The organism is Rhizobium vallis, from assembly GCF_003985155.1.
Taxonomy (GTDB): Bacteria; Pseudomonadota; Alphaproteobacteria; order Rhizobiales; family Rhizobiaceae; genus Rhizobium; species Rhizobium vallis.
This window is the reverse complement of record NZ_ML133695.1, coordinates 140744-166611: the sequence shown is the minus strand read 5'-3', so window position 1 is coordinate 166611 and position 25868 is coordinate 140744. Positions and strand designations below refer to the sequence as shown.

21 protein-coding genes are annotated in these 25868 nt (G+C 60.8%); 9 read left to right on the top strand and 12 right to left on the bottom strand.

The window, feature by feature from the left end; genetic code table 11:
* Positions 1-188: 188 nt before the first annotated feature.
* From repB to EFQ99_RS25220, 8 genes are all read right to left on the bottom strand, one after another.
* The gene (gene repB / locus EFQ99_RS25255; protein ID WP_126923942.1) at positions 189-1160 is read right to left on the bottom strand and encodes a plasmid partitioning protein RepB; all 972 of its coding nucleotides are present in this window, start codon (positions 1158-1160) and stop codon (positions 189-191) included.
* A gap of 70 nt (positions 1161-1230) precedes the next feature.
* The gene (repA, locus tag EFQ99_RS25250; protein ID WP_126923941.1) at positions 1231-2439 is read right to left on the bottom strand and encodes a plasmid partitioning protein RepA; all 1209 of its coding nucleotides are present in this window, start codon (positions 2437-2439) and stop codon (positions 1231-1233) included.
* Positions 2440-2679: 240 nt separating this feature from the next.
* Positions 2680-3741, bottom strand: a complete 1062-nt coding sequence (locus EFQ99_RS25245) for an ABC transporter ATP-binding protein (protein ID WP_126923940.1) — start codon at positions 3739-3741, stop codon at positions 2680-2682.
* 22 nt (positions 3742-3763) lie between these two features.
* Positions 3764-4618 (bottom strand): sugar phosphate isomerase/epimerase family protein, encoded by an 855-nt coding sequence (locus EFQ99_RS25240; protein ID WP_126924062.1) that lies wholly within the window; start codon positions 4616-4618, stop codon positions 3764-3766.
* Positions 4619-4645: 27 nt separating this feature from the next.
* Positions 4646-5881 (bottom strand): ROK family transcriptional regulator, encoded by a 1236-nt coding sequence (locus EFQ99_RS25235; RefSeq protein ID WP_126923939.1) that lies wholly within the window; start codon positions 5879-5881, stop codon positions 4646-4648.
* Between the two features lie 43 nt (positions 5882-5924).
* Positions 5925-6767, bottom strand: a complete 843-nt coding sequence (locus EFQ99_RS25230; protein ID WP_126923938.1) for a carbohydrate ABC transporter permease — start codon at positions 6765-6767, stop codon at positions 5925-5927.
* Positions 6764-7693: a carbohydrate ABC transporter permease gene (locus EFQ99_RS25225; protein ID WP_126923937.1), complete on the bottom strand. Its 930-nt coding sequence runs from the start codon at positions 7691-7693 to the stop codon at positions 6764-6766. Before EFQ99_RS25225 ends, EFQ99_RS25230 begins: the two co-directional genes overlap by 4 nt.
* 85 nt (positions 7694-7778) lie before the next feature.
* A complete protein-coding gene (locus EFQ99_RS25220) occupies positions 7779-9077 on the bottom strand; it encodes a type 2 periplasmic-binding domain-containing protein (RefSeq protein WP_126923936.1) in 1299 nt (432 codons plus the stop codon).
* A 371-nt stretch (positions 9078-9448) separates the two neighbouring features.
* Here EFQ99_RS25220 and EFQ99_RS25215 point away from each other — a divergent pair, with 371 nt between their 5' ends.
* Positions 9449-10495 (top strand): Gfo/Idh/MocA family protein, encoded by a 1047-nt coding sequence (locus EFQ99_RS25215; protein ID WP_126923935.1) that lies wholly within the window; start codon positions 9449-9451, stop codon positions 10493-10495.
* A 26-nt stretch (positions 10496-10521) separates the two neighbouring features.
* Here EFQ99_RS25215 and EFQ99_RS25210 read toward each other — a convergent pair whose 3' ends face one another.
* Both EFQ99_RS25210 and EFQ99_RS35655 read right to left on the bottom strand, forming a co-directional pair.
* On the bottom strand, positions 10522-11661 hold the full coding sequence (locus tag EFQ99_RS25210; RefSeq protein ID WP_126923934.1) for an ROK family transcriptional regulator: 1140 nt from the start codon (positions 11659-11661) through the stop codon (positions 10522-10524).
* A 282-nt stretch (positions 11662-11943) separates the two neighbouring features.
* Positions 11944-12132: a hypothetical protein gene (locus tag EFQ99_RS35655; RefSeq protein ID WP_126923933.1), complete on the bottom strand. Its 189-nt coding sequence runs from the start codon at positions 12130-12132 to the stop codon at positions 11944-11946.
* Between the two features lie 509 nt (positions 12133-12641).
* On the opposite strand from EFQ99_RS35655, the gene EFQ99_RS25200 reads away from it, so the two are divergent.
* From EFQ99_RS25200 to EFQ99_RS25165, 8 genes are all read left to right on the top strand, one after another.
* A complete protein-coding gene (locus EFQ99_RS25200; RefSeq protein WP_126923932.1) occupies positions 12642-14225 on the top strand; it encodes a Na+/H+ antiporter in 1584 nt (527 codons plus the stop codon).
* A gap of 179 nt (positions 14226-14404) precedes the next feature.
* The gene (gene serA / locus EFQ99_RS25195) at positions 14405-15643 is read left to right on the top strand and encodes a phosphoglycerate dehydrogenase (protein ID WP_125848911.1); all 1239 of its coding nucleotides are present in this window, start codon (positions 14405-14407) and stop codon (positions 15641-15643) included.
* Between the two features lie 311 nt (positions 15644-15954).
* A complete protein-coding gene (locus EFQ99_RS25190; RefSeq protein ID WP_126923931.1) occupies positions 15955-16326 on the top strand; it encodes a COG4315 family predicted lipoprotein in 372 nt (123 codons plus the stop codon).
* A gap of 754 nt (positions 16327-17080) precedes the next feature.
* On the top strand, positions 17081-20107 hold the full coding sequence (locus EFQ99_RS25185; protein ID WP_126923930.1) for an alpha-mannosidase: 3027 nt from the start codon (positions 17081-17083) through the stop codon (positions 20105-20107).
* Between the two features lie 88 nt (positions 20108-20195).
* Positions 20196-20918 (top strand): antitoxin Xre/MbcA/ParS-like domain-containing protein, encoded by a 723-nt coding sequence (locus EFQ99_RS25180; protein ID WP_126923929.1) that lies wholly within the window; start codon positions 20196-20198, stop codon positions 20916-20918.
* Between the two features lie 113 nt (positions 20919-21031).
* Positions 21032-21514 (top strand): NUDIX hydrolase, encoded by a 483-nt coding sequence (locus EFQ99_RS25175; RefSeq protein WP_126923928.1) that lies wholly within the window; start codon positions 21032-21034, stop codon positions 21512-21514.
* A gap of 319 nt (positions 21515-21833) precedes the next feature.
* Positions 21834-23864, top strand: coding sequence for a methyl-accepting chemotaxis protein (locus EFQ99_RS25170; RefSeq protein ID WP_126923927.1), 2031 nt, complete (start codon positions 21834-21836; stop codon positions 23862-23864).
* A gap of 351 nt (positions 23865-24215) precedes the next feature.
* Positions 24216-25040 (top strand): DUF6030 family protein, encoded by an 825-nt coding sequence (locus EFQ99_RS25165; protein ID WP_245441587.1) that lies wholly within the window; start codon positions 24216-24218, stop codon positions 25038-25040.
* Between the two features lie 13 nt (positions 25041-25053).
* On the opposite strand, the gene EFQ99_RS25160 is transcribed toward EFQ99_RS25165, so the two are convergent.
* Both EFQ99_RS25160 and EFQ99_RS25155 read right to left on the bottom strand, forming a co-directional pair.
* Positions 25054-25641, bottom strand: coding sequence for an ATPase (locus EFQ99_RS25160; protein WP_126923926.1), 588 nt, complete (start codon positions 25639-25641; stop codon positions 25054-25056).
* 6 nt (positions 25642-25647) lie between these two features.
* Positions 25648-25836, bottom strand: coding sequence for a hypothetical protein (locus EFQ99_RS25155; RefSeq protein ID WP_126923925.1), 189 nt, complete (start codon positions 25834-25836; stop codon positions 25648-25650).
* Positions 25837-25868 lie beyond the last annotated feature (32 nt).

Genomic DNA, 25868 nt, shown 5'->3' with positions numbered 1-25868 from the left:
AAAGAAATCCGCTCACCGAAACGATGCGAGGTTGAAAGTGCCGCAGCGTCATTTCTGCGTCTGAGGAGACGCGAGGGTGCTGCAGGACTCTTGACTGGGATTCGTGAAAATGCGATTCTCTGTCTTGCTTAAGGATGTGAGAAGGGCTTCCACGACTCGTTCGTTGGGGGCCTTTTTCTTTTGCGGTTTCAGTCTCCTTGTTTGCCCTCCTCGGCGAGGAATTGCTCATAGAGCGCATCCAGCTTGCTGGAGAGAAATTCTCCGAAGCGGCCGGCATTCCTCGCCTTCATCGAGAGCGAGAACGCCTTGCCATCATTCTTCATTTCCGCCTGGACCTCCTTGTCCCGCGGCTGCCATTTGACCTTCCTCGCGGCGACCGTTTTCTTGACCGGCCGCGCGCTTTTGTTCAGCGCTGCGTAGAGCGCTTCGAAACGTTTGTCGGAAGGTAGATGATGAAAGTTGTCGTCTTGCAGGACCTGGGGGATACCCGCCGCATTCGATGCCTTGCCGGCGAGCAGCGACAGCTCTACCCAGCGCTCGCGGCCCACACCGGGTGCTGCTCCGATCGCCTGCACGACGTCCGGCGAGATGCGATCCATCACCGACATCATCTTCGAGACCGCCGCCGCATTGGCGGCAAGCGCCGTCGAGATGACTTCCCTGTCATAGCCGAGCTCTTCCAACCGCCGGGCGAAGAGTGCGCGCTCGATAAAGGTGAGATCGGCGCGCGCCGAATTCTCCTGCCCCTGGGCGATGACATGGGTGCGATCGTCCATCGTCTTGACGACGGCCCTGACATTGCGCCCGAGCTCGCGGGCCGCGCGCAGCCGTCGATGTCCGAAGACCACTTGATAACGTCCGTCGACTTTCCCGTGGGGACGCACCAGGATGGGCGTATCCTGGCCACGGGCGCGGATCGCTTCGACCAGCGCTTGGAAGTCGTCGTCGTCCTCGGACAGGCGGTCCTTGACGAAGGAGGCTTCCACGACATCGGGGTCGAGGTCGACGACCGCCTCGCCCTCCAGGAATTTCTCCGCCTGCTTGGCGAGCTCATCCAGCGAGCGGACGAGCGACCGGCCTGCGCCGCGCATCGGATAGTTCGGCGCAGCGTTCTCGTCGGGCATGTCGGCCAGCCCTTCCAGCAGATTCTTTCGTGCCATCACGTCCTCCGATCGGCAGTGAACCAATTGATTCGGCTTGGGGAAACCGTGAATTTGTCAGCCGACAAATTCACCGCCCCCAAGCCTGGTGAATAAGGCCGGCGATCTCCGCGTTGACGGCGTCCATCGCCTCCAGCGCCCGATCGTAGGTTCCCCGGTTCATCGAGGCACGCTCGACCTCGTAGAGCGTCTGCTTGGTGATCCCGGCATCCGAGATCGCCGTCGATTTGACCATCTGGTGCTTCAGCATGAACTCGTGGAACATCGTCGACATGAAGCCGACCATCTGCGCCTGCGGCACATCGGTCGGCTCGTAGCGGGTGATGAGATAGCGATACCAGGAGAGGTTCACCTCGGCGCCGGCGGCGCGGATCGGCTTCAGGATGCCGCCGAGCATGAGGAGGAACTGGCCCATCGACATGACGTCGAGCATTTGCGGATGGATGGTGATCATCACACTCGTTGCCGCCGTCAGCGCCGTCAGCGTGAGATAGCCGAGCTGTGGCGGGCAATCGATGACGACGACATCGTAGCGGTCGTCGACCTCGCCGAGCGCACGCGAGATGCGGGTGAAGAAGGTCTTGCCGTCATTGGTCGATTTGTCGGCCATGGCGAGCGGCGTGTCGTACTCATATTCCTGCAGGTCGAGATTGGCCGGCACGATATCGAGGCCGGGGAAATTCGTCTTGTGGATGATCTCCGAGAGCTTCTTCTTCTCGCCATCGTAACGGATCGCTTCATAAAGGGACGAGGCCTGGTCGAACTCCGGCTGGAAGCCGTGCAGGGAGGAGAGCGATGCCTGCGGATCGAGATCGACGGCAAGCACACGGTGACCGGTCAGCGCCAGATGCTGGGCGAGATGGGCTGCTGTCGTCGTCTTGCCCGAGCCGCCCTTGAAATTGACGACGGCGATGACCTGCAGCTTTTCATGGCCGCGGCGATGGGGAACATACATGCGGCTTTCGGAGCGTCCATGCGCATCGAGATAGCGCCTCAGTTCCAGCATCTGCTCGGCGCTGTAGGAGCGCCGCCCGGAAGGCGAGGTCTGCGGGCAGGGGCCTTTGCCTTCGAGATGCAGTTTCTTCAGCGTGCTCTGCGACGCCCCGACATAATTGGCGACCTCGGCGAGGGAAAAGCTGCGCAGCGTCTTCTTCGCGTTCGGCGGAAAGCGCTGCACGCTCAAGAGATGCAGCTTCTTCGAAATCACGTCGCCCTGCTCGAGAATCTGATCCTCGAAATGCAATGGCGCGGCCTTCAAGGCGTTCGAATTAGCGTTCATCGGCAGCAATCTCTCGGATAACGATTTTCGGGATCAAAAGCCCCTGTAACCGTTATTATCCGCGATTCTCCGGTGCCGGCCAAGAATTTTAAGGTTAACGCATATTAACCTTTTCGGTGCCCGTTCAAACACTTGGCCGTGCTGCATGATGATCTGGAGGGGCCGGGAATTTTGGACCGGGGGCGCGGCGAACGCGCCCCCGGCGTCGCCCGGCCGAAGGGGAGGGGGCTTTCGGCAGGCTTAGCTTAAGGGCGCTTCACCCGATGTGATGCGCTGCTCGTCCGCGCCGAACAGGTGAACGGTGTCGTGGCCGGGCGCGATCCGCAGGACGTCTCCGGGGGCGGCCCGGATCCGCTCGCGGAAGACGCAGGTTAGCGTCTGGGCTCCCAGCCGGACGAGGACGAGGGTTTCCGAGCCCGTGGGCTCGACGACGATTGTCGTCACCTCGATGCCGTTCGGGTCGAGCATGATATGTTCGGGACGGATGCCGTAGGTCACGGCATCGCTCGGCCGGCGCTCGCTCGGCAGCAGCAGGCCGTCCTCGGTCCGGAACCCGTCTTCGGTCATCGTGCCCTGGATGAAATTCATCGCCGGCGAGCCGATGAAGCCGGCGACGAAGAGATTGTTCGGGCGGTCGTAGAGTTCCAAGGGCGAGCCGGACTGCTCGATCAGCCCGTCCTTCATGACGACGATCTTGTCGGCCATGGTCATGGCCTCGATCTGGTCGTGGGTGACGTAGATCGTCGTCGTCTGCAGCCGCTGATGCAGCTCCTTGATCTCCGAGCGCATCTGCACGCGGAGCTTGGCGTCGAGGTTCGACAGCGGCTCGTCGAAGAGGAAGACGGCCGGGTCGCGCACGATCGCCCGGCCCATGGCGACGCGCTGCCGCTGGCCGCCCGAGAGCTGTTTCGGATAGCGCTCCAGCAGGGTTTCCAAGCCGAGAATCTTTGCCGCATTGCCGACCCGCTGGTCGATCTCCGATCGCGGCATGCGCTTCAGCCGCAGCGAAAAGCCCATGTTCTTGGCGACCGTCATGTGCGGGTAGAGCGCGTAGTTCTGGAACACCATGGCGATGTCGCGATCCTTCGGCGCAAGCTCGTTGACGATATGCTTGCCGATCTGGATTTTCCCCGAAGTGATGCCCTCCAGGCCGGCGATCATTCTGAGAAGCGTCGATTTCCCGCAGCCGGAAGGTCCGACCAGGACGACGAACTCGCCGTCGCCAATATCGACCGATACGCCTTTGATGGCTTTGAACGCGCCGTAATCCTTGCGCGCATTACTGACCGAAACATGGGCCATGAAACTCCTCCCGAAATCGCCGTCAAAGTCCGTTCAGGACATTTTTCAAATAATCGAGACCGAGGCGCTCGCCCGCCTTGCGCGCCGCCAAGTCCTTGCCCGGCCAGCCATAGGCAGCATCCTCATGCTCGATCGAAATCGTGCCGTCGAAACCGTGGCCGCGGGCCTGGCGCAGAAAGCGCGGCCAGTCGAGAAGGCCGAGCCCCGGCAGCTTGTATTGCCACCAGCCCTTGCCGTGATAACCGACCGCTTGCAGGGCTTCCCTGTCGATCGCCGTATCCTTGGCATGAAGAATGGCGATGCGATCCTTCACCGTTTCCATCGCCCAATAGGGATCGACGCCGATGCGGATGAGGTGCGAGGGATCGAATTCGAGCCCGAAGCGGCGGTCCGTAATCCGGCGGAAAAGCTCCTGCCATCCCTTCGGCGTCGTCCCGATGAAATTGTCCTTAGGACCCGGCCAATTCTCGATCGCGAAGGTGAGGCCGCTTTTTTGCGTCCCGGCGATCAGCCCGTTCGCGAAATCGGCGAAGTCGTCGTAATTGGCCTCGTCGCTTGCGGTGTCGTCTCGGCCGGGAAAGATCACGAAGATCGGAACGCCCGCCCCGCCGATCGCCTCGGCAAATTCCGCCGTCCTTGCCCGAAGCTCCCGACGCCTGTCGCGGTCAGCGTCGAGCTGGTTGCCGAAATAGGTGAGCGAGGAGACGAAGAGGCCGCGGCTTCTTGCAAGAGAGACGGCATCCTCCACCCGCTCCGGCGTTTTGATATGGCCGCCGACATCGATCTCGATCGCGTCGAAGCCCGCCGATGCGGCAAAATCCACCACTTCCTCCAGCGGGCGGTCATTGAATGTCGAGGTATAGAAGCCGATCTTCACCATATCCTCCGAAGCCTTGCGGCCGTTTCAATTGTTCAGGCGATCCATGAATTTCAGCGGCGAGCGCGTGCGCTGGGCGACATCAGCCGAGGCCAGCATGAGAGCTGCCGCCATCGGCATTGCCGCCGCGCCCATGGCCGAGGCGTCTTCGCCGATCGAGGCGCGATGGAGCGAGGGCAGGTTCGTGTCCTCGGCATCGAGATGTTCGTGCACATAGCGCAGCAATTCATCGACGATGCGGATCGGCAGGCGGCCGCCGACGAGCACGGCATCGGGATCGACGATCATGGCGATATGTTTGACGGCGACCGCCAGATGCGCGCTCATCTCCTTCAGCCATTGCGAAACGAGGCGCTTGCCGCGCGCATCGAGCGTCAGCAGATCCTGCGGAAAACTCACCTCGACGCCGTGCCGCGCCAGGAAATCATAGAGGAAGAACAGCGAGAAGATCTCGCCGAGAAGCTGGACCTTGTGCGCCTCGCCGTCGCCATCGGCGATGGGAAGCCAGCCGATTTCGCCGCTGAGTCCCATGGCGCCGCGATGGCCGTTGCCGTCGAGAACGAGGCCGCCGCCGGGGCAGGCATTGACGGCGATATAGAAGAAGCTGCTGCTTTCGGCGCCGAGGCCGTAATCGAGCTCGGCAAGGGCTGCGGCATTGGCCTCGTTTTCGATGAAGACGGGATGCGGCGTCAGGTTTTCGAGCGCTGCGCGCACGTCGAATTCAGTCCATTCCTGATAGGCCTCGGGCTTGCCGAGCAGCGAGATTTCGCCCAGCCAATCCGGCATCGCCAGACCGATGCCGGCAAGGTGCACATCGTCGATCAGCCGGCTGCGCTGGAAATGCGAGATCGCATCTGATGTCAGCTGCATGAATTCCGCCGGCAGGATGAAGCGTTTCTCATGATGCACCCGGGCGCGCACATTGCCGACGGCATCGACGGCGAGAATCGTCAGATGGTCGCGATCGATGTTGATGCCGATGGCGAAATAGGCGTCCGGGTTGATCTCGAGCTCGATCGCCGGTTGGCCTCTCAGCCCATGCCGCCGGCGGGCCTCCATGATCAGGCCCTCGTCCAGCAGCCGATCGACGATGCGGGCGATGGCCGGTTTGGTGAAGCCCGTCCGCCGGGCGATCTCGGCCCGCGAAATCGGCGCCTGGCGGTGGATGCAGCGCAGGACGACGGCTCTGTTGTGCTCGCCTGCATCCTCGACATTGGCGCCCGTCAGATCGGGAGAGAGCCTGGCGGCCGGTGTCTCGTTCATGCGTTCAATCCTTCCTCGGGCGTGGAGAGTGAATGAGACCGTCTCATCCCTTCACCGCGCCGCTGGTCATCGCGCCGAGGATCAGCCTCTGGAGCGACAGGAAGGCCACGATCGCCGGAACGACCGAGATCAGGCAGGCGGCGGCAAGCAGCTGGATGGACGAGTCGGTCTGCATGCCGCGGAAGTTAAAGATTCCGACGCCGATCGGCATCAGGTCATTTTTAGTGAGCAGCAGGAAAGGCACGAGGAATTGCGACCAGCCGGCAATCACGGTGATGATGAAGACCGAGGCGATGCCCGGCGCCGACAGGGGCAGGATGATGCGCCAGAAGACGGAGAAGCGGTTGCAGCCGTCGATCATCGCCGCCTCGTCGAGGCTGCGCGGAATGCCGTCAACCGTGCTCTTCAGGAGCCAGGTCGCCAAGGGAACGCCGAGCGCGATATAGACCATGACGACGGCGAAATGCGTGTCCAGCAGGCCGAGGCGGTTCATGTAGCGGTAGAGCGGCACCATGATGACGAGCGGCGAGATCATCTGGAAGAGCAGGAGCCCCATCATCGAGAGGCCCTTGCCGCGGAATTGGAAGCGGGAAAAGGCGTAAGCCGCTGGCAGTGCCACGATCAGCACGCCGAGGCCGCTCAAGGCAGCAAGCTTGAGGCCGTTCCAGAGATAGATCGGAAAGTAGCTGTTGTTCAGAACGGTGATGAAATTCTGGATGGTGGGATTGTCGGGAATATAACGCGCCGCGCCGCGATAGACCTCACGCTTGTCACGCAGCGCCATCGACAGAAGATAGGTGAGGGGGCCGGCGAAGAACACGAACATCACCAGCATGAAGAGGTAGCTCATGGTATCGCCGAGCCGGCTTCCGGTGCGTCCGCTCATTGCTCTTCCTCCTTCGGCAGGAACGACGCATAGACGAAGGCAAGCCCGAGGCTGATGATCAGCATCAGCACGGAAAGCACGCTGCCGCCGGAGAGATCGTAGTTTCGGAAGACGATGTTGAAGACGTAGAGCGATATCACCTCGGTTGCGCGTCCGGGACCGCCGCCGGTCAGCGTGATGATCGCATCGAAAGTGTTCACCGTCTGGATGGTGATCAGGATCATGTTGACGAGGATCGCGGCGCGCAGCTGCGGAAGGGTGACGAAGAAGAACTGCTGCGAAGCGGTGGCGCCATCGACCTCCGCCGCCTCGTAGAGCGAGGGATCGATCGATTTCAGCGCCGCATACATGACGACCATCGAAAAGGCCGTGCCGCGCCAGATATTGGAGATCAGCGTCGACCAGGGCGCCATCGCCGGGTCGGAAAGCCAGGCGACGGTCGGCATATGCATCAGCCGCAAAATGCTGTTCAGCGCACCGTACGGCGCTTCGGAAAACAGCATCTGCCAGATGATGCCGCCGGCAATGCCCGGCACGACCCAGGCGATGAGCGCCGTCGTCCTCAGGATCGTGGTGCCGAACAGGCCGCGCTTTTCGCCGCGGATGACGGTGACGGCGACGGCAAGTCCGAGGATCTGCTGGCCGATGACGCTGCCGCCGACGAAGATCAGCGTCGCCCAGAGAATGTCGGGCAGCTGCGGTGAGCTCAGCGCATTGACGATCGACCCAAACGTATATTGCTGGTTTTCGCCGATCAGCGTCGCATTGGTGAAGGAAAGCCGGAAAACATCGATGACGGGATAGAGGTAGAATATGCCGATGACGACGATCACGGGCATGATCCAGGGCAGGGGCGCACCTGCGAACCGGCGCATGAACGTTCTGCTTTGAGGCGGGCTGTCAGCCTCGATGGCAATAGGGCTCATTGGCATCTCTGTCCGGGTTTGGCACTGTCGACGGCGCCTCAATGGCAGGCGCCGTCGCGGTCGAAAGCGTCAGAAACGCCCGGGGTCAGAGGCGCTTGTAAGCCTCCATCGCCGCGCTGAACGCGGCATCCAGGGCTTCTTCCGGTTTCTTCGTTCCCGAGAGCACGTCACCCATCATGATCTGGATCTGGTTCGAGATCTCGGGATAGATCGGCACGCCGGGGCGGGCCTGGCCGTCCACCAGCGCATTGGCAAAGGTCTTGTTGGCTTCCGTCGAGAAGACCTCATACTTGTCGAAGAGCGACTTGCGGGTCGGCAGTTGCTGCTGCAGCGCGTTTGCCGGTCCCATATAGACGTCGCGGGCAAGATTGGCGCAGAGCTCGACCTTGTCCTTATCCTTGCTGAAGGAGGCGACCGTCCAGCCGCCGGTGCCCGTCGACTTCTGGTCGGCCGTGGGGCCTGGGATCGGCGAGAAGGTCCAGTTCTTGAATTCGCCTTCGTCGAGCGTGGTTTTCAGCTGTGCATATTGCCAGTTGCCGCCGATGAAGAGCGCCGTCGTCGCCGCGGCCGCTGCCGCGTTCATATCGTCGTAATTGGCAATGGTGGTGACGCGCTTGGGTGCAGCACCGGAATCGACGAGATCCTTGAAGTAGTTCAGCGCCTTCAGGAATTTCTCCTTGTTCTCGCCTTCGCCGAAGACCGGCTTGCCCGAGTCGTCGACCAGCTTGCCGCCGAGCGCCCAGTAGTTTGCCAGCCAGTCGAAGGTCGTGCCTTCCCAGCGTCCGCCGTTGAAGAGAACGCCTTCCATGCCCTCCTTGGTGGAGGCAAGTGCCGCCTTCTTCAGGTCGTCCCAAGTCTTCGGCGCATCCGCTACCACAGACTTGTTGCGATAGAGCACGCGAAGGTCGGTATCCCACCACCAGGCGCGCACCGTCTTGTCCTTGTCGGTGATGCCGTCGCGGATGAAGGGGAAGAGGTCGGCGACTTCTTCCTTGGAGAAATAGGGCGTGAAATCGGCCAGCACGTGGTTGACCATGAACTGCGAGAGCACGAAGGAGTCGACGGCGGCGCAATCAGGGGCGTTGCCGGCCTTGGCCTGCTCCAGCATCTTGGCCTGTTCGGTGCCGATGTCGGAGGACATGAATTGCATCTGCAATTTCCAGTCCGGGTGCTTCTTGATGAAGTCGACGAAGAGCTTCTGGTAGCCCTCCGCGATGGCGGGGTCGGAATTGTTCGGGCTATCGTTCGTCAGGCGGACGACGAGAGTTTTCGGTGCATCGGCAAGGCCGATCCGGTCTTTAGTGGCGAGTTCCTGGGCAAAAACGGCGGATGCTGAAAATAAGATAGTGCTCAGCGTCAATGCGCTGAAGGTGGCGCTCTTCATGATGGGTCTCCTCCCCATTTTGAACGAATACAGCCTGGCGGTCGGTTGACCTCTCCTCATTTCCGTGCTGCATTAATTAGATTAAGTTACTTTGATTTGATGTCAAGCCACAGCTTTGGGAGGCGAGAGCCTGGGAGGTTGAGATGCTGGCGACATTCAACAGCAGCTAGCGCGCATCCGCCGTTTCGGAAGGGATGCGCGAAATTAAAGTGCCAAATTGAAGTGATGAAGCGTCTTGTCAGACGCGCGGCGCACCCACCCGCAATTTTCCCGAAGAAGAGCCGAGCCGATCGCGGATGGACGCGATGGTGTCGCTCTCGTTTTGGCTCGGCCGCCGCGGCAGCCGGAAACTGAAATCCATGGAGGAGAAGATGCGTTTACTCATTCTCGGCACCGGCGGCATGGCCAATCAGCACGCCGCGCGCTTCAAGGCGATCGAAGGCGTCAGCGTCGTCGGCGGCGTCGATGTCGTTCCGGAAAGGCTGGCCGCCTTCTGCACCGAACACAGCATCGCCAATCATTTCACCTCGCTGGAGGAGGCACTTGCCTGGGGCGAGTTCGATGCGGTGGCGAACGTCACGCCCGATAGCATTCATCACCCGACCACGCTCCAGGCGATCGCCGCCGGCAAGCATGTCTTCTGCGAAAAGCCGCTCGCCACTGATGCGGTCAAAGCCATGGAGATGACCGAGGCGATCGAGCGGGCGGGCAAGGTCGGCATGGTCAACTTCACCTATCGCAATTCGCCGGCGCTGCAGAAAGGCCGGCAGATGGTGCTCGCCGGCGAGATCGGCGCGGTGCGCCATGTCGAGGCGTCGCATCTGCAGAGCTGGCTGGTCGGCCGCCACTGGGGCGATTGGAAAAGTGAAAGCAAATGGCTGTGGCGGCTGAGCAAGAAGCACGGGTCGAACGGCGCGCTCGGCGATATCGGCATCCATATCGTCGATTTCGCCTCTTACGGTTCCGGCCTCGACGTCGCCCATGTCTTTGCGCGGCTCAAGACCTTCAATAAGGCGCCGGGCGACAGGATCGGCGAATATGATCTCGATGCCAATGACAGCTTCACGATGAATGTCGATTTCACCAATGGCGCAATCGGCACGATCCAGGCGACGCGCACGGCCGCCGGCCAGATGGATCAGCTGCGTCTCCGGGTCTACGGCGAAACCGGCTCGGTCGAGATGATCTACGATACCGGAACGTCGACGCTGCGTGCCTGTCTTGGCGAAGACGTGCACACGGCGACTTGGCGAGACCTGCCCTTCGATCCGGTCGAGACGAACTACCAGCGTTTCGTTCAGGCGGTGCGGGCGGGCAAGACCCAGGAGCCGTCCTTCCGCCGCGCAGCCAATATCCAGAAGGTGCTCGACAAGGCGATAGCCTCCGATCTCAGCCACGCCGACGAGGCGCTTGGCTGAGCCGGCTAAAGCGCGCACTTTTGAGCTCAGGCAGAAGCCGGCGGCAGCAGAAGCGTGTTGAGGAAGGGCAGGAGGGCAGCACCGAGCGCCACGCCGCCGCCGCTGAAGCTTGCGGGCCGCATCGGCGAAATCCAGGGCGTCAGGAACGGCCTGGTCGAGGTGTCGCGCCGCTCGATGGAAAGCTGATGGATCAAGGCTTCGATCACGCCCTGCGGCAGGTCGCCGCCGATCATGACGACGCTCGGGGCGATGAAGCCGGCCATGGCGATGATCGGGTCGAGCAGATGGCCGGCGGCCTCGCGGATCCATTGCGACAGCGACGGCGAGGAGAATTCCTCGCCCTTCAGCAGCCGCGCGAAGTCTTCCTCGCCGATGCGTGAGCGCAGCGAGCCGAAACCGACGACGGTGTTGAGCTGGACATTATCCGGCCCGGTCAGCATTTCGCCGATGCTGCCCGCCCGGCCATGCACGCCGGAATAGGGAATGCCGCGGATGAGGAAGCCCGCCTGCACGTCGTCGTCGATGACGATCATTGCCAGCCCGCCTTCCGGCATGGCGCTGCCGATGGTGCGTTCGGCAAGCAGGCTCGCTGTGCACTCGTTCTCGACATAGAGACGCGAGATCGCCGACATCGCGGTAAGCTGCGCGCTCTGCTCGTCGCTCCATTCATTGGCGGCGATGCCGAGCCCGATGATCGGCACTGTCGCATGCCGATCGGCCATATCCTTGAACGCCGCATGCACCGCGGCGATCCTCTCACCCGGCTCGACGTCGAAATAGACCCGGTTATGCACCTGGCCGCTGAGATCGATCAGCACGATCTCGCCGCGGCTACGGCGAAGCTTGACCCCGATCGAAAACGCGCCCTCCGGCCGTAGCGCAAATTCCGTGGCTGTGGCACCACCGCCGAGCCCGTTGCGCCGGTTCGACGTCACGAGCTTCTCTTCGGCGAGCCTGCGCAGAATATTGGTGATCCCAGGCCCAGTCAGCCCGCTATGCCGCCCAAGTTCGGTGCGCGTCAGCGGCCCGTGCCGGCGAATGGCTTCGAGAATGACGCGAATATTCCGGTCGGCGATCTCCCCCGATCTCAGCCCAACCGTTTTGGCGCGCGGGGCGCCCATCTCCTGGGTATGAAGCCGACGCGGCCCTGACCGAAGATACCGCATGATCGTCTTTCCTAGACCGCCACTTCGGTTATGTACTTCATCCGCCGGCGATGTCCCTCAAGTATTTTCCAATTGAGTTCTGCAAGCAATTGATTCTATTGAAATGCGTGCCGATATGTTTGCTATCACTTTCCAAATATTAAAAAAGCCCGGTAACCCGGGCTTGGCAGACATTTCTTAGCCGAACGTCGCATCAATCCGAATGGCTCCGGATCTTTGCGGCGGTCGGTTCTGGTGGTTTCCAAATCGAAATTTCCGGCGCTCTTCTGAGCGGCAATTTCCTTAGTAGCTGCAAGGACGATCGTTGCCGAATCCGGAGGCGCAGGCAGGCCGAAGCGAAAAGTCGGCGTTGCCATATCCGACTGAGCCGGTGTGTATCGAATCGCTTGAGCTTGTCGTGCAGGATGATACCGACACGGCCACTATGATGACGGCAGCTGCGGCTGCCAGTGATTTGCGAATTTGAAGCATCCTACCCTCCCAATCGATGCCCGCATTTCAGCGTAATTGCTGGGAAATAGGGCCGATGTGGCGATCCGATAACCGTTGTCGCCGATCAAGATTTCGTTATTCGTCGAAGAGCCCGGTCCCGGGCGTCGAACCGGGAAAGTTTACGGACACGTTATCTGCGTGTGTCGATGCCCCCGAAGCGGAAACAGGATCCCGGACTACGACGGGACGGCAGGGGCCGTGCGCGAACACGCTTCAGCGATGAACCACAATCAGCTCGGCGGTCCGGAAAGGTTCGCCAGACAGGTTGTGGCATTCGCAGATGTCCCCGAACCGCCGGTTCGCATGCCCTTCGGCAGCGACACCGTCGCCGCAATCAAAGTCAAGCATGCGTCAGATGATGCGATCATAAAGCAGTGGCGAGAGATTTCAGTCTCCACCGACTTCTGAAAAGGACTGCGGCCGACCACAGGTGTTGCGTTTCAATCGAAGCCGTCATTTGATGGCCCAGGTTGGTCGCGGGGAGACACATGGACGGCACGCATCTCTTCGAGCTGGTGATTGCGATGTTTCTTGCGATCATCGCGCTCCACTATCTCGCACACAGGCTTGGGCTGCCGCCGTCGGTGGCGCTCCTGACTGGCGGCGCTACGCTCGCATTCGTTCCCGGGTTGCCAGCTATCAGGGTCGATCCTGAACTTGTCCTCGTCATCTTCCTGCCGCCACTCCTGTTCGATGGGGCGTGGTCTATCGCCGTCGACAGGCTGAAGCGCCACATGTTCGGCATTACCTCACTCGCAGTCGGCGCGGTGCTCTTCACGACCATTGTCGTTGCCATTGTCGCTCATCTCCTGATGCCTTCGCTGCCGTGGGCCGCTTGCGCGGCGCTTGGAGCCATCGTATCGCCGCCGGATGCGGTGTCTGCTCGAGCTGTACTCGAGCACGTTCGCCTGCCACGACGTCTTCAGATCCTTCTCGAAGGCGAGAGCCTGCTGAATGACGCGAGCGGATTGGTTCTCTTCCGCTTCGCCGTTGCAGCGGCAGCGACTGGCGCGTTCAGCACGGTCAGTGCAGTTGGGACGTTCCTTGTGCTTGCCGCGGGCGGGGCCGCGCTGGGCGGCATGCTCGGTTTCGCATGGGTCAGGCTCATCCGGAGCCTGCGCGACGACTACCTCATGATCGCGGCAACCACGTTGCTCTGCTGGATCGCATATCTTCTGGGAGAGCAACTCCACGTGTCCGGTGTGATCGCCACTGTCATGGCGGGCTTGATCGCCTCGTGGCACCAGCACACCGTTATGTCGGCGGGGACGCGCATGCGCGGCACTTCCTTCTGGACCGTGCTCGTCTTCCTCATGGAGGCGACGGTGTTCATCCTGATTGGCCTTTCGCTGCGCGACGTCGTCGAGCGCGGCGGCGGCTTCGGGGTGCTGGTCGAAACCATGGCGTTTCCGGCGCTTGTGATCCTTGTCGCCCTTGTTGCGGCTCGCTTCGTCTGGGTGTTCGGCTCCGATCTGGCGATCAGGTTCGCAAACAGGATAGGGCTTGCTCGATCGGTTCCAATGGGAGGTGGAGCGGCGACGGTGTTGAGCTGGGCGGGCGTCCGCGGTGTGGTCACCCTTGCCCTTGCCTTGAGCCTTCCCGAAGGATTTCCAGGACGCGACTTCATCCTCGTCATGTCGTTTGCCGTGATCATGGGGACGGTGCTTGTGCAGGGCACGACGCTTGGTTGGGTGATTTCCTGGGCTGGCCTGGGAGAGGTAGAAGCCGAGCGCTCACCGATGACGATGAGTCAGGCCGAGGCCGCGATGGCGCAGGTTCAGTTCACGAAAGTGAGCGAACTTGCCTACGATGGCGAGGGCAAGCTGATCCATCCTCAGCTACTGAAAAGATATGAACATCGCGCTACGGCAATCGTCGACTATGCCGAGCGCACCGCGGACTACATTCCGATATTGCACGCCCATTTCGATGTTGTTCTTGAGGCGGTCGCGGTTGGCCGGACGGAACTCATACGGCTGCATCGCTCAGGGCAGATCGACGATGAGACCCTGCGTGAGCTTGAACGTGACCTCGACCTGGAAGAATTGAGCGCCATCTCCGCCAAGGCCTGACCGATCTCGCGATGTCTTGGCCCGCAGTTCTTTGAATCGCCGAAGCGCGTTCAATGGAGGCAGAGAATATCGGGATTTGTGCTTGCGCTGGTTGTCGGATGGTCGCAAAGCCATGTTGTAATGCGCCGCAAGGCCGCAATCGACATTGACCTATTTAAACGGAAAACGAAAGTCTCTCTATGCCTCTCCAGCTTTCCCTCCCGCGTGACCGAATTTCCGTGCTTCTGCTTGAAGGCATCAGCCAGAGCGCCGTGGACTATTTTTCGTCTTGCGGATACACCAATCTCGTGCATCTGCCGAAAGCGCTTGATGACAGGGATCTCAAGAGCCATATCGCCGATGCGCACATCATCGGCATTCGTTCCCGAACGCAGCTGACAGAAGAGATTTTCGAATCTGCCAAGAAGCTGATTGCCGTCGGCTGTTTTTCCGTCGGCACAAACCAGGTCGATTTGGAAGCGGCACGCCGCCGCGGAATTCCGGTGTTCAACGCGCCTTATTCGAACACGCGCTCGGTGGCCGAACTTGTGATCGGCGAGATCATCATGCTGACGCGGCAGATCTTCCCACGCTCGGCGTCGGCACATCAGGGTGGATGGGAGAAATCTGCTGTCGGCAGTCGAGAAGTCCGTGGAAAGACCCTCGGCATCGTCGGCTACGGAAATATCGGCTCGCAACTGAGTGCTCTTGCGGAAAGCATGGGCATGTTGGTGCGCTATTTCGATCTCTCCGATAGGCTGCGCCGCGGCAATTCAGAATCGATGGCTTCGCTCGGCGAGCTTCTGGAAATCTCGGATTATGTGACGATGCACGTTCCGGAAACGCCATCGACGCACAATATGATCACCGAAGCCGAACTGCGTCGCATGAAGAAAGGCGCCATCTTCATCAACAATTCCCGCGGCACGGTGGTCGATCTCGACGCGCTTGCGAAAGTCTTGAAAGAGGGCCATCTGGCAGGTGCTGCGGTCGATGTGTTTCCCAAGGAGCCGGCATCGAACAAGGAGCGTTTCGAAACGCCGCTGCAGGGCTTGAGCAATGTCATTCTGACACCGCATATCGGCGGTTCGACAGAAGAAGCTCAGGAACGCATCGGCGGGGAAGTCTCCAGAAAGCTGGTCGAATATTCCGACATCGGCTCGACGATGGGCGCAGTCAACTTTCCGCAGGTCCAGTTGCCCGAGCGCCCGAACGGTACGCGCTTCATCCATGTTCACGAAAACCGTCCCGGCATGCTCATCCAGTTGAACGAGATCTTTTCGTCACGCGGGCTGAATATCGTCGCCGAATTCCTGCAGACGCATGGCGACACGGGGTACGTGGTCATCGAAGTCGAGGACATGTCCCAGACAGCCGACGATATTCTTCAGGCGCTACGCGAGATACCGGGAACGATCAGAACGAGATTGCTTTACTGACTCATCGAGCAATTTGCATCCGCATGGAGACGCGTAGGCGCTCCACGCCGCCAGATGGTTTTGATGTGATATTGGCAATGTCATGGGAGCCTGCCCCTTGTGGGACCGCCCGATTACACATGCTTTGGGGTCGAGACTCGACCCTTCTGCCATAATTGGCAAGGGTCCGGAGTTGGCGCTTCGTGGATCTTGCAATTATTGCTGGCGTGTTCGTCCCCCATGGGCGGAACCGCTTTCATAGTTGGGCGTTTCTGTCAGTTAGATCGGATACTGCTGGCATTCCGCCGGCACTGCCGAATGGGAGAAAAATCATGAGAACGATATTAATCGCGATAGGTGCGTTAACTGCTTTAACCGGGTCTGCTTTTGCGGCCGAGCCGGCCAAGATGGTCGAGACAAAAATGGGCAAGGTCCTGGCCACTGAAAAAGGCATGGCGCTTTACACATTCGACAAAGATACAAAAGGCAAATCCAACTGCGATAGCGATTGCCTGAAGAAGTGGCCGGCGTTCCACGCTGGAGCCAAGGCCAAGGCGGAAGGCGAATGGTCTCTAGTCAAAGCTGCGGATGGCAAAGAGATGTGGGCCTATGAGGGTAAGCCGCTTTACACCTATGTCGAGGACAAGAAAGCCGGTGAAGCCAATGGCGATGGCGTTGGAGGAGTGTGGCACGTGGCCAAATAGCTCACCGGCGACGGGTTCGAATGGGCGGTCGTCGGATCGCCCTGAACCCTAAGATTTCAATGACCGCAATGGGCCGAAAACGATCATTGGTGCCATCGATTGAATAATTGGCCCCGCGTAGGTACACACGGCTACTCTGCGGCTGCTGGCCGGGCAATCCACCGATCCCGAGTGCGTTCTCAACATGTAGAACCTTACCCAGCAGGAACAACTCGGGCGCGGAGGCGGAGCCTCGCCATCCGGTACGCCGCTTTGAGTGATCGCGATCGGCGGGCATGGACGATGTTGGCCGCTTACGCTTCAGGCTCACACCTATCGCGGAGAAACTACCAAACCAAGGCTCTCAGGCGCGAACCTACGCGGATTCACCACTAATCATGCCTCAGGGCCGCATTTCAACTTGGCCCACTTGCCGCGTCCTGACGGAGACGAATAGGCAACCTCGAACTTCGCAAAATTCCAGGCGCTCTGCAGTGCCTGGAATTGTGTTTTATGCAGTTGGCCAATTTCGGCTTCAAAAATGGCCAACTTCGAGGGTATTTGGCCTGAACGAGCTTGGATTTCTCATTGCCCACTGCATACTTGCCGCAATGCATTTCTTCCGGGCTTGACGCCAAATCAAAGTTACTTAATCTAAGCATCGGCAGGACCCGCTGGGAGGAGGGGCCGGCATTTGCGATCCTTGTCGCACCATCTTCATCTCCCAAAGCCATGATTCCGGATCTCGCGCCGCCGATTTTCAACAGGATAAGCCATGCCGCTCACCATTGCTCAACGCCACGACAGTCTGAAGGTCCGCATCGCCGAGCTTGCGCATTGGCGGGACCGGTATAGCAGCCCGATCGATGGCTGGACGTTCGAGGGCGAGCCGATCGCTCATCACCAGGACTGGCCGCATCGCAACGGCGTCGTGCATTTTGCCGCGAGCGCCGAAGCGCCGGAGGGCTGGCCTCTTGAAGATATTCGCCTGCAGCTCGATCTCGGCGGCGAGAGCCTGATTACGCTGAGCTACCCCGACGGCGAGAGCGAAACATTCGGTCTCGATCCCTACCATCAGGAATTTCCGGTGAAGGGCCGCCGCTTCTCGATCGCGACGGAAAGTGTCGCCCGCTTTCCCTTCGGCGAGCCGAATCGGGCGCCAGGGCTCAACAAGGCCCGGCTGATCTGGCTCGACGGCCCCGTTCACCGTCTGCATCTTCTTCTGAAGCAGATCGCCGAGGCGGTGGGCGCGCTCGGCGAACATGAGGTCGTACCGCATCTGGTGGACGCTGCCGAACACGCCTTGCGCGGCCTCGACTGGCCGTCGGATACCGCGGCTTACATCTCCCGGACGTCCGACGCCGTCATGCAGCAGAAGATCTGGGAACTGCCGGAGCTCCAGGAAAATCCGGCGGGTCTCACGGACGAGGAGAGCGCATCGGCAGCTGTAGCCTTCGACGCCCTTACAGTGCGGCTGAAGGAGCTGCAGAAGCGGTTTCCCCCGAATGGCGAATTGGTGCTGACGGGCCATGCGCATATCGATCTCGCCTGGCTCTGGCCCTATCGCGAGACGCGGCGGAAGATGCGGCGCACCTTCAACACGGCGCTCTCGCTGATGGAACGCTCCGAGGATTTCCGCTTCAACCAGTCGACCGCGCATTATTACGCGCAGATGGAAGAGGAAGATCCCGAGCTTCTCGAACGCATCAAGCAGAAGGTCACGGAAGGAAAGTGGGAAACGGTCGGTGGCATGTGGGTCGAGCCCGATACCAATATGCCCACAGGCGAAAGCCTCGTCCGCCAGGTGCTCTATGGCCAGCGCTATTTCGAGAAGACGTTTGGCGCGCGCCATACGGTCTGCTGGCTGCCGGATTGCTTCGGCTTCTCCGGCGCGCTGCCGCAGATCCTGAGACAGGGCGGCATCGACAGCTTCTTCACGATCAAGGTCAATTGGAGCGAGACGAACCATATCCCCTCCGATCTCTTCTGGTGGAAGGGCCTCGACGGCAGCCGGGTGCTGACCCATACGTTCGACAATCCGATGCAGGGCTATAACGGCTTCGTGCAGCCGGATTGCTACCTGCCGACATGGAAGAATTTCCGCGGCAAGACGCAGCATCACGCCTCGCTTCTCGCCGTCGGCTACGGCGATGGCGGCGGCGGCGTGACGCCCGAGATGGTGGAACGCGAAGTGCAGCTGCGCGATTTCCCCGCCATCCCGCAGGCGCGCTGGGGCACCGTCAAGGGCTTTTACGAGCAGGCGCATCAGACCGCTGGGGAGAAGAAGCTTCCCGTCTGGGACGGCGAGATCTATCTCGAACTGCACCGCGCGACGCTGACGTCGCAAAGCGGGGTCAAGCGCAAGCACCGCCACGCCGAACGCGCGCTGATCACCGCCGAGACCCTCGCTTCGCTCGCCCATCTGCTCGGCGCCGACAAGCCCCGCAGCCTGGAATCGGATTGGCGGGTGGTGCTGAAGAACGAGTTCCACGACATCCTGCCGGGTTCGAGCATCCGCGAAGTCTATCAGGATGCGGAGCAGGAGCTCGGCGGCGTCATCGACCGTGCCAAGGCCGAACAGGCGAGAGCCTTGCTGGCGCTATCGGCCAATCTGCCGAAGGGCGGGATCGCCAATGCGCTCATCGTCGTCAATCCGTCGCTTGCGGCCCGACCGGTGAGCGCCAGGCTTGCCGATGGCACGGCGCTTTCGGGCGCTGAGATCGTCGCTCCCTTGTCCGTTGCGGTCTTCGACAAGAGCGCCCTGCAGCCGGCGAGTGGGCTGAAGGCCGACTCCGACCGTCTTGAAAACGATCATCTCTCGGTCGTCATCGGCAGGGATGGCGCCGTTGCCAGCCTCATCCACAAGACGACCGGCCGCGAAGCGGTCGATGGCTCCGCCAACCAGCTCTGGGTCTACCCGGCCGACAAGCCGCGCAACTGGGACGCCTGGGATGTCGATGCGGATTATGCCGAAAAGGGCGTCCGTCTCGAAGCGCCCGAAAGCATCAGCCTCGTCGAGAGCGGCCCGCACCGTGCGGCGATCCGCGTCGTCCACCGCTACCGGAATTCGAGCGTCACGCAGACCTATGTGCTGACCGCGAACGCGAGGCGGCTCGATATCGAAACGACGATCGACTGGCACGACCGCCGCACTCTGCTGCGCACCCTGAACCCGGTCGACGTGCAAGCCCGCAAGGCGACCTTCGAATGCGCCTTCGGCATCGTCGAGCGGGCGACGCATACGAACACCTCCTGGGAACAGGCGATGTTCGAGGCTGCCGCCCATCGCTTCGTCGACATCAGCGAGCCGGGCTTCGGCGTGGCGCTCCTCAACAATGCCAAATATGGCCACAGCGCCCGCGGTAATGTGATCGGCATGAGCCTGGTGCGCGGGCCGATCTATCCCGATCCGCTCGCCGACGAAGGCGAACAGAGCTTCACCTATGCGCTGATGCCGCATGACGGCGCCTGGCATGAAGGCGGCGTCCTCGATGAGGCGCTCGACCTCAACCAGCCGCTTGTGACGGCCGAAGCCAGCGGCCTCTCCGCCGGCAGTTTCGCGCCGCTTGGCGTCGAGGGCACCCCCGTCGCGTTCTCCGGCTTGAAACCGGCGGAGGAGGGCGAAGGCCTGATCCTGCGCCTCTACGAACCGGCTGGCCGGCGCGGCCGCCTTTCCCTTACCCTGCCTTCCGGATGGACGGCGTCGCAGCCGCTCAACATTCTCGAAGAGCCGATGGAGCGCAAAGGCCCCGCCGATATCATGCCCTTCGAAGTCAGGAGCTGGAGGCTGCGAAAGGGCTGATCATCCATCCGCGTCGCGCGAATGGGACAAACTGGACAAATTGGCCATTTGAGACTATATCAGTTCATCGAAGAATGGAGATAGTCTCATGGCTGGTTCTGAGGTCCGGCTGCATCGTGCCCGTCAGGCAAGGGTCGCCGACCGTGTCGCCGCTAAAGTCGCCGACGTGCTGAAAGCCGACGCCACATTCGAGTCCGGCTCGGTGGCCCTGTCGGCCAGCATTGCGGGCGCGGCGGCCGCGGCCATCGTCGATCTTCCCGTCAGCGTGCGGCGCGAGCTCAGCAAGCGCCAGGGCGAACTTGCCCGCCGCATTCGTGGCCTGGTGGAGACGTTCAGCGATGCGCCTGCCGGCGGCAAGATCGCACTCGAGATTCCGAAGGCCGTGGAACCCTCCGGCGGCGAGGGACTCGGAAAGATCGTCACGGCCGAGGAGGGCCAGCGATTGCTGGGCGAGCTTGCGGTCGCCCGTAAACTTGAGGATTGGGCCGGGCCGGTTGCCGGCGCTAGCGAACTCCAGCGCGATTTCGGCATTGCGCGCTCCACGCTCAATCGCTGGCAGCACGCCGGCGAGGTGATCGCACTGTTGAAGGGAACGAGAAAGCACGTCTATCCGATCGAACAGTTCATCGACGGGCGTCCCGCAAGGGGCATAGCAATGGTCGCCGCTCTCGTTTCCAATCAGCGGGTGGCATGGCTGTGGCTCAGCCAGCCCAACCCCATGCTGGGCGGGCGCAGGCCCATAGACCTCCTGAAACAGGATCGCGCCGACGAGGTCATCGACGCGGCTCAGACCTATTTTGCCGCGCAATGAGTCTCGATAAATCAGTCCTGCAACGCCTCGTTCAAGTCGCCTCCATGGAACTCGCCGGCCGGCGCGGCCGTCCTTCCCTTGCCTCGAACTGAATTGCGCTGCATCTTTGGGAGATGAACAGGGTTGCGACTCATCTCACGCGTCTGGCCGGCCACACCCGGACGATCTTGGAAGGCGGATCCATCCAGCAATACGGCGCGCTGTGTTTTCGCAGGACTGCCGACGACGGCGTCGAAGTCCTTCTTGTCACGACTCGCGAAACTGGCCGCTGGACGATACCCAAGGGTTGGTCGATCAAGGGGCTTGCTCCCCACGAAGTGGCCGAAAGAGAAGCGTGGGAAGAAGCCGGCGTGAAGGGGCGGGCGAAGAAGCGGGTGTTCGGTCACTTCGCTTATATCAAGTCTCTCGAAGACGGACGCGAGAAACCTGCATTTGTCGAGGTGCATCTCCTCGATGTGCGCGGCACTAAGAAACGGTTCCCCGAATGCGAAGAGCGCAAGCTCGCCTGGATGTCACCCGCTGAGGCGGCCTCGGCGGTGAACGAGCCTGAACTGAAGAGCTTGCTACGGCGCATGGAAAAGCATGTTACGCCGTGATTTGAGAACTGGCCGACCGTTCGCGAGCGTGAAGTTACGTCCCAGAAATCGGATAGGGCAAGGTGACGCCGTTCCTATCCACTTTTGGCGTTTATTATCCCATTCGCGCATTCAAGTTCCGGGTTCGGCGAAAGTGAACCTTTTATTAGATTTTTATCGATCTGTTAGTCGGCTCAGGCCCTGGCAAAAGTATTCCCCTTCAACCGTAAGGGGATCTCGCAAAGCCGGCCGTAGATATTCGGTCGAATGAAGTCGATCGCTATTTCGTTGCCAGCCGGGGATATGAAGACTCCTGTTGCCGCCAAGCAGGATCTGACCCATGCCCGCAAGCATCTTTTCGCGCATCAGCACCAAATTGGCCACGCTTTCGGCCATCGGCATTTTCCTGGTCGCAGTTATGCTCTTGACCGTCTGGCAGGGTGGCCAGCACGTCTATGAACGCACGAAATATCAGGAGAGCCAGTTAACCGTTTCGCGCGATCTGGTCGATGCAAAAGCTTCATTGCGCGGCATGCTGATCGGCGTGCGTGATCAGCGTCTCGCCACCTCCGTGGATGACATCGCCAAGGCCACCGACTATATCGCCGCGCGCCATCACTCGGTCGTCAAATATCTGGACGACGCGATGGGCGGGCTGCGATTGCAGGCCAACAAGGACAGGGTTACGAAGCTCAAAGCATTGAGTGACAGCATCTTCGCAGCAACCGGGGAGCTGGCTGACATCGCCAAGGCAAAGCTCGCCCTCAAAGCCGGCGATCCCTCGCTCGACGCGAAGGAGGCGGACGTTCTGACAAAACTGCAGGTGGCTTCAGACGAGGCAGCCAAGCTGATCGACGAAGGCGTGGATGCGGCTAAAACGATGGCTGCGAAGGCCGAGGAAGAGGCGAATGCCGCCGCCGCTGTCGTTCTGTACCTCAATCTCGGCATCGGCCTGCTGACCATCGCCACGCTCATCTTTGCCGCCGTGTTCGGCGCCCGGACGATCGCAAAGCCGATCGGCCGGATCACTGAAAGCATGAGCGATCTTGCTGAGGGCAAACTCGACGCCGACATCCCCTTCGCCGACCGGCGCGATGAAATCGGCCAGATGGCTTGCGCCGTCGAGGTCTTCAAGCGGAACGGCATCAAGGTGCGCGAATTGGATGCCGCCGACGCGGGCAAGCGGGCGAAGGTCATCGAAATGCAGAGGAATGTCGATGCGGTCATCATCGCGGCGGTTGCCGGCGACTTCACGCATCGCGCCGCCGCGCAATACGGTTACGCGGATCTCGATAGCTTCGCATCTGGTGTCAATGACCTCGTCACGGCAGTCGACCGCGGCATCGCCGAGACCTGCCGCGTGGTGGCTGCGCTTGCCGAGGGCGATTTGACCGAGAATATGAGGGGCGAGTTCCAGGGCGCTTTCGGCCAGCTCAAGCAAAACGTCGATGCGACGATGACCAATCTGCGCTCCGTTCTCGGCGAGGTGCGCGCCGCCGTCGACATCATCAATGGCGGTGCCGGCGAAATGCGGACTGCGTCAGGGGACCTGTCGAAACGCACCGAGCAGCAGGCGGCTTCGCTCGAGGAGACGTCCTCCGCGCTCGAAGAGATCACCGTCGCGGTGAAGAATTCGACCGCGCGAGCGCTGGAAGCCAGCCGCATGGTGGATGAGGCGAAGGAAAGCACCGGCCAGTCGAGCGCCGTCGTCGGCCAGGCCGTTTCGGCCATGGGACGGATCGAGCAGGCGTCAGGCGAAATCGTCCAGATCATCGGCGTCATTGATGAGATCGCCTTCCAGACCAATCTTCTGGCGCTGAACGCCGGTGTCGAAGCGGCGCGCGCCGGCGAAGCCGGCAAGGGCTTCGCCGTCGTCGCGCAGGAGGTGCGTGAGCTGGCGCAGCGTTCAGCCAATGCGGCCAAGGACATCAAGGTGCTGATCAACCGCTCCAACGAGGCGGTCCATTCCGGGGTGAAGCTGGTGACGGCGACGGGTGAAGCGCTCGGCGACATCCAGGGCCACGTGGTCAAGATCGACGAGCATGTGCGCTCGATCGCAACGGCGGCAAGAGAGCAATCGACCGGGCTTTCGGAAGTTTCGACCGCCGTCAACGAGATGGACCAGGTGACGCAGCAGAATGCGGCCATGGTCGAGGAATCGACGGCGGCGACGAACCGGCTTGCCGACGAAGCAGCAAGCCTCGCCCGGCTGATCGCCCGTTTCAAGCTGGATGGCGCACAATCGACGCCTCGCGCCGTCACGCCTCGAAGCAGACCGGCGACCTCGCCGGCCCGCGCACTCGGCCAGAAACTCGCCGGCGCCTTCGGCGGCAGAGCCGCAACGGCGACCGCTTCCTGGGAGGAGTTCTGAACGGAAGCGGCCGCGACGACGGATCAGCGCGACAGGTCTGAAGGATCGCGACGCGCTTCGGGTGAGCCGCCCTGAGGCTCCTGCTTGACGCTTCATACACTCGACATCAGAATCGCTGACGTCGAAGGTGAGTCGACTGTACCTGCTTTCACATCGTTGCTCGCCGGAGAAGGACGCGCCGCTGGAGGCTGGTTGGCCGTGCGCCGACCAACGCCGCCGGTCGCAGGTTTGCGGGGTGACGCCGTGGATAAAGGGTTATCAGCAGTCGGTCCTCCTCGTGACAGCCCACCCCGGCAGTGGAAGCTCTCATTGCGGAGCCGCCGTCGCTGGCTCGTCTGGTCAGCGTTTTTGATGCCCGTTATGCTTCTTGCAGGCATCGCCGTTTATCTTGAAATCCGCCACGCCGGAGCCCCGATTGGACCGCTCGATAAGGCTGCCCGATCATCAAACATCGCCGTCCCACCCTATACGGCAGCTCCATCTCCTCTTCCGCCGCAATCTATATCGCCGCATTTGATTGAACTCCCAAAGCTCGAATTGGCAAGTGAGTTTCTGCGGGCGTGGCGGGTCTCGGGCACCAATATTTGTGGCGCTCTTCGAGAGGCCGGCATTGAGGTGAGCGAATGGAAAGCCGCCTCGATGCGCAATCGCGATTATGAATGTTATTTTCAGCGCATCCACGAACGGGACGAGGTGCGACCGCTCAGTTCGACCTTCCTCAGGGTTCGTGGAAATGAAATGGGTGATATTGTCGAGATCCGCGCCAAGATCGTCGGGCCCAAGGTGGATGACCAGGGGCATCTCGCCCCGCCTGTCCTGCGCATTTTCGAGATCATTGTGAAGCAGGCCTGCTGGCGTGATTTTGAAGATGCGCTTGCGTCGATCCAAAGCCTTCGCGATGTCGAATACGAACGTTTTGGCTCCTATCTCAGTTTCACGCGCGAAGCCGGCAGTGAAAATAGCTTCAATTTTTCTCTTGGCCTTAAGGCCACGTCAGATTCACAAGCAAGGACAAGGGCGTATTTTTCGGCAGACCGCTGGCTGACCACGACAGATCAGCGCATCCCGCAAACTTCATCCTTATCGGCCGCAACGGCACGTCCGGATCAGCCAATTGCGCTCGATGAAGGAGCAAGTACCGGTCACAATCCAGGATCAAGCGGGAACTGTGGCTGAGCGTCAAAGTCAGCTACCGCACTAATGCCTTTTCAGCGATCTCCATCAGCCTCCGGTTCAGATGCGCTGTTCTGTAGGATCTTGCGACGATCTTGCCATTTTTTATCGCGACGACGATGTGAGGTGTCCTCCGGGAGTTGTCCATTAGCACTCCTTCATCGACTATTTGAAGCGCCTTAACCAAGTTCGAGAAGGAAGCCTCATAACGTCGGATGATGGTTTTCGCCGGGATGTCATGCCCGCCGTCGGCTACTCGGAACTGCACCCGTTCCACATTTCGTTCGGCCTTATCGAGAGCCACAAATAGGAGGCTGACATGAAAACCGGCCGCTTTCGCCCTCTCCATGACGCCTATCGAATGCTGACTGCTGAGGGTCGTTTCAAACACGAAGTCCTCTTGAGCTGCAATCAGTTGGTTGATGCGAGTGATGGCAAGCCTACCGGCCTTTACCTGTCTAGCACTACCTTCAAGTTCCTTGGGCAGCGTCTTCGCGATCTCATCGGCGTTGACGAATTCGCCCGGAGGTTGAAGCTTCTCATAGATCGAGGATTTGCCGGAACCATTAGGTCCCGCGAAGAACGTGCAAAACGGCTTAGCCATTAAAAATTAGCCTTTGGCCTTCGTTTTGCGCGGCTGACGTGCCTTGTCCAGAGCCTTAGCTGCTGCTTTCGAACGCTTGATCATCTCGCCGTCTTCCCAAGACGGTTCCACGCCTATAGCCTCGCCACGCTTCTCGGCGTCGAGACCTATGCGCTCCACTCTGATCCAGTGTTTTTCTAGCAGTTCCAGAAGCATGTAGAGACCTGTTGTTCTTAGTAACACCCATC

Bases quoted from the DNA above. Each gene is read 5' to 3' on its own strand.
- repB (WP_126923942.1), bottom strand. From the start codon at position 1,160: ATGGCACGAAAGAATCTGCTGGAAGGGCTGGCCGACATGCCCGACGAG.
- EFQ99_RS25170 (WP_126923927.1), top strand. From the start codon at position 21,834: ATGCCCGCAAGCATCTTTTCGCGCATCAGCACCAAATTGGCCACGCTT.
- EFQ99_RS25180 (WP_126923929.1), top strand. From the start codon at position 20,196: ATGGCTGGTTCTGAGGTCCGGCTGCATCGTGCCCGTCAGGCAAGGGTC.
- repA (WP_126923941.1), bottom strand. From the start codon at position 2,439: ATGAACGCTAATTCGAACGCCTTGAAGGCCGCGCCATTGCATTTCGAG.
- EFQ99_RS25155 (WP_126923925.1), bottom strand. From the start codon at position 25,836: ATGCTTCTGGAACTGCTAGAAAAACACTGGATCAGAGTGGAGCGCATA.
- EFQ99_RS25190 (WP_126923931.1), top strand. From the start codon at position 15,955: ATGAGAACGATATTAATCGCGATAGGTGCGTTAACTGCTTTAACCGGG.
- EFQ99_RS25230 (WP_126923938.1), bottom strand. From the start codon at position 6,767: ATGAGCGGACGCACCGGAAGCCGGCTCGGCGATACCATGAGCTACCTC.
- EFQ99_RS25210 (WP_126923934.1), bottom strand. From the start codon at position 11,661: ATGCGGTATCTTCGGTCAGGGCCGCGTCGGCTTCATACCCAGGAGATG.
- EFQ99_RS25225 (WP_126923937.1), bottom strand. From the start codon at position 7,693: ATGAGCCCTATTGCCATCGAGGCTGACAGCCCGCCTCAAAGCAGAACG.
- EFQ99_RS35655 (WP_126923933.1), bottom strand. From the start codon at position 12,132: ATGCTTCAAATTCGCAAATCACTGGCAGCCGCAGCTGCCGTCATCATA.
- EFQ99_RS25220 (WP_126923936.1), bottom strand. From the start codon at position 9,077: ATGAAGAGCGCCACCTTCAGCGCATTGACGCTGAGCACTATCTTATTT.
- EFQ99_RS25160 (WP_126923926.1), bottom strand. From the start codon at position 25,641: ATGGCTAAGCCGTTTTGCACGTTCTTCGCGGGACCTAATGGTTCCGGC.
- EFQ99_RS25215 (WP_126923935.1), top strand. From the start codon at position 9,449: ATGCGTTTACTCATTCTCGGCACCGGCGGCATGGCCAATCAGCACGCC.
- EFQ99_RS25200 (WP_126923932.1), top strand. From the start codon at position 12,642: ATGGACGGCACGCATCTCTTCGAGCTGGTGATTGCGATGTTTCTTGCG.
- serA (WP_125848911.1), top strand. From the start codon at position 14,405: ATGCCTCTCCAGCTTTCCCTCCCGCGTGACCGAATTTCCGTGCTTCTG.
- EFQ99_RS25165 (WP_245441587.1), top strand. From the start codon at position 24,216: ATGCCCGTTATGCTTCTTGCAGGCATCGCCGTTTATCTTGAAATCCGC.
- EFQ99_RS25245 (WP_126923940.1), bottom strand. From the start codon at position 3,741: ATGGCCCATGTTTCGGTCAGTAATGCGCGCAAGGATTACGGCGCGTTC.
- EFQ99_RS25175 (WP_126923928.1), top strand. From the start codon at position 21,032: ATGAACAGGGTTGCGACTCATCTCACGCGTCTGGCCGGCCACACCCGG.
- EFQ99_RS25185 (WP_126923930.1), top strand. From the start codon at position 17,081: ATGCCGCTCACCATTGCTCAACGCCACGACAGTCTGAAGGTCCGCATC.
- EFQ99_RS25235 (WP_126923939.1), bottom strand. From the start codon at position 5,881: ATGAACGAGACACCGGCCGCCAGGCTCTCTCCCGATCTGACGGGCGCC.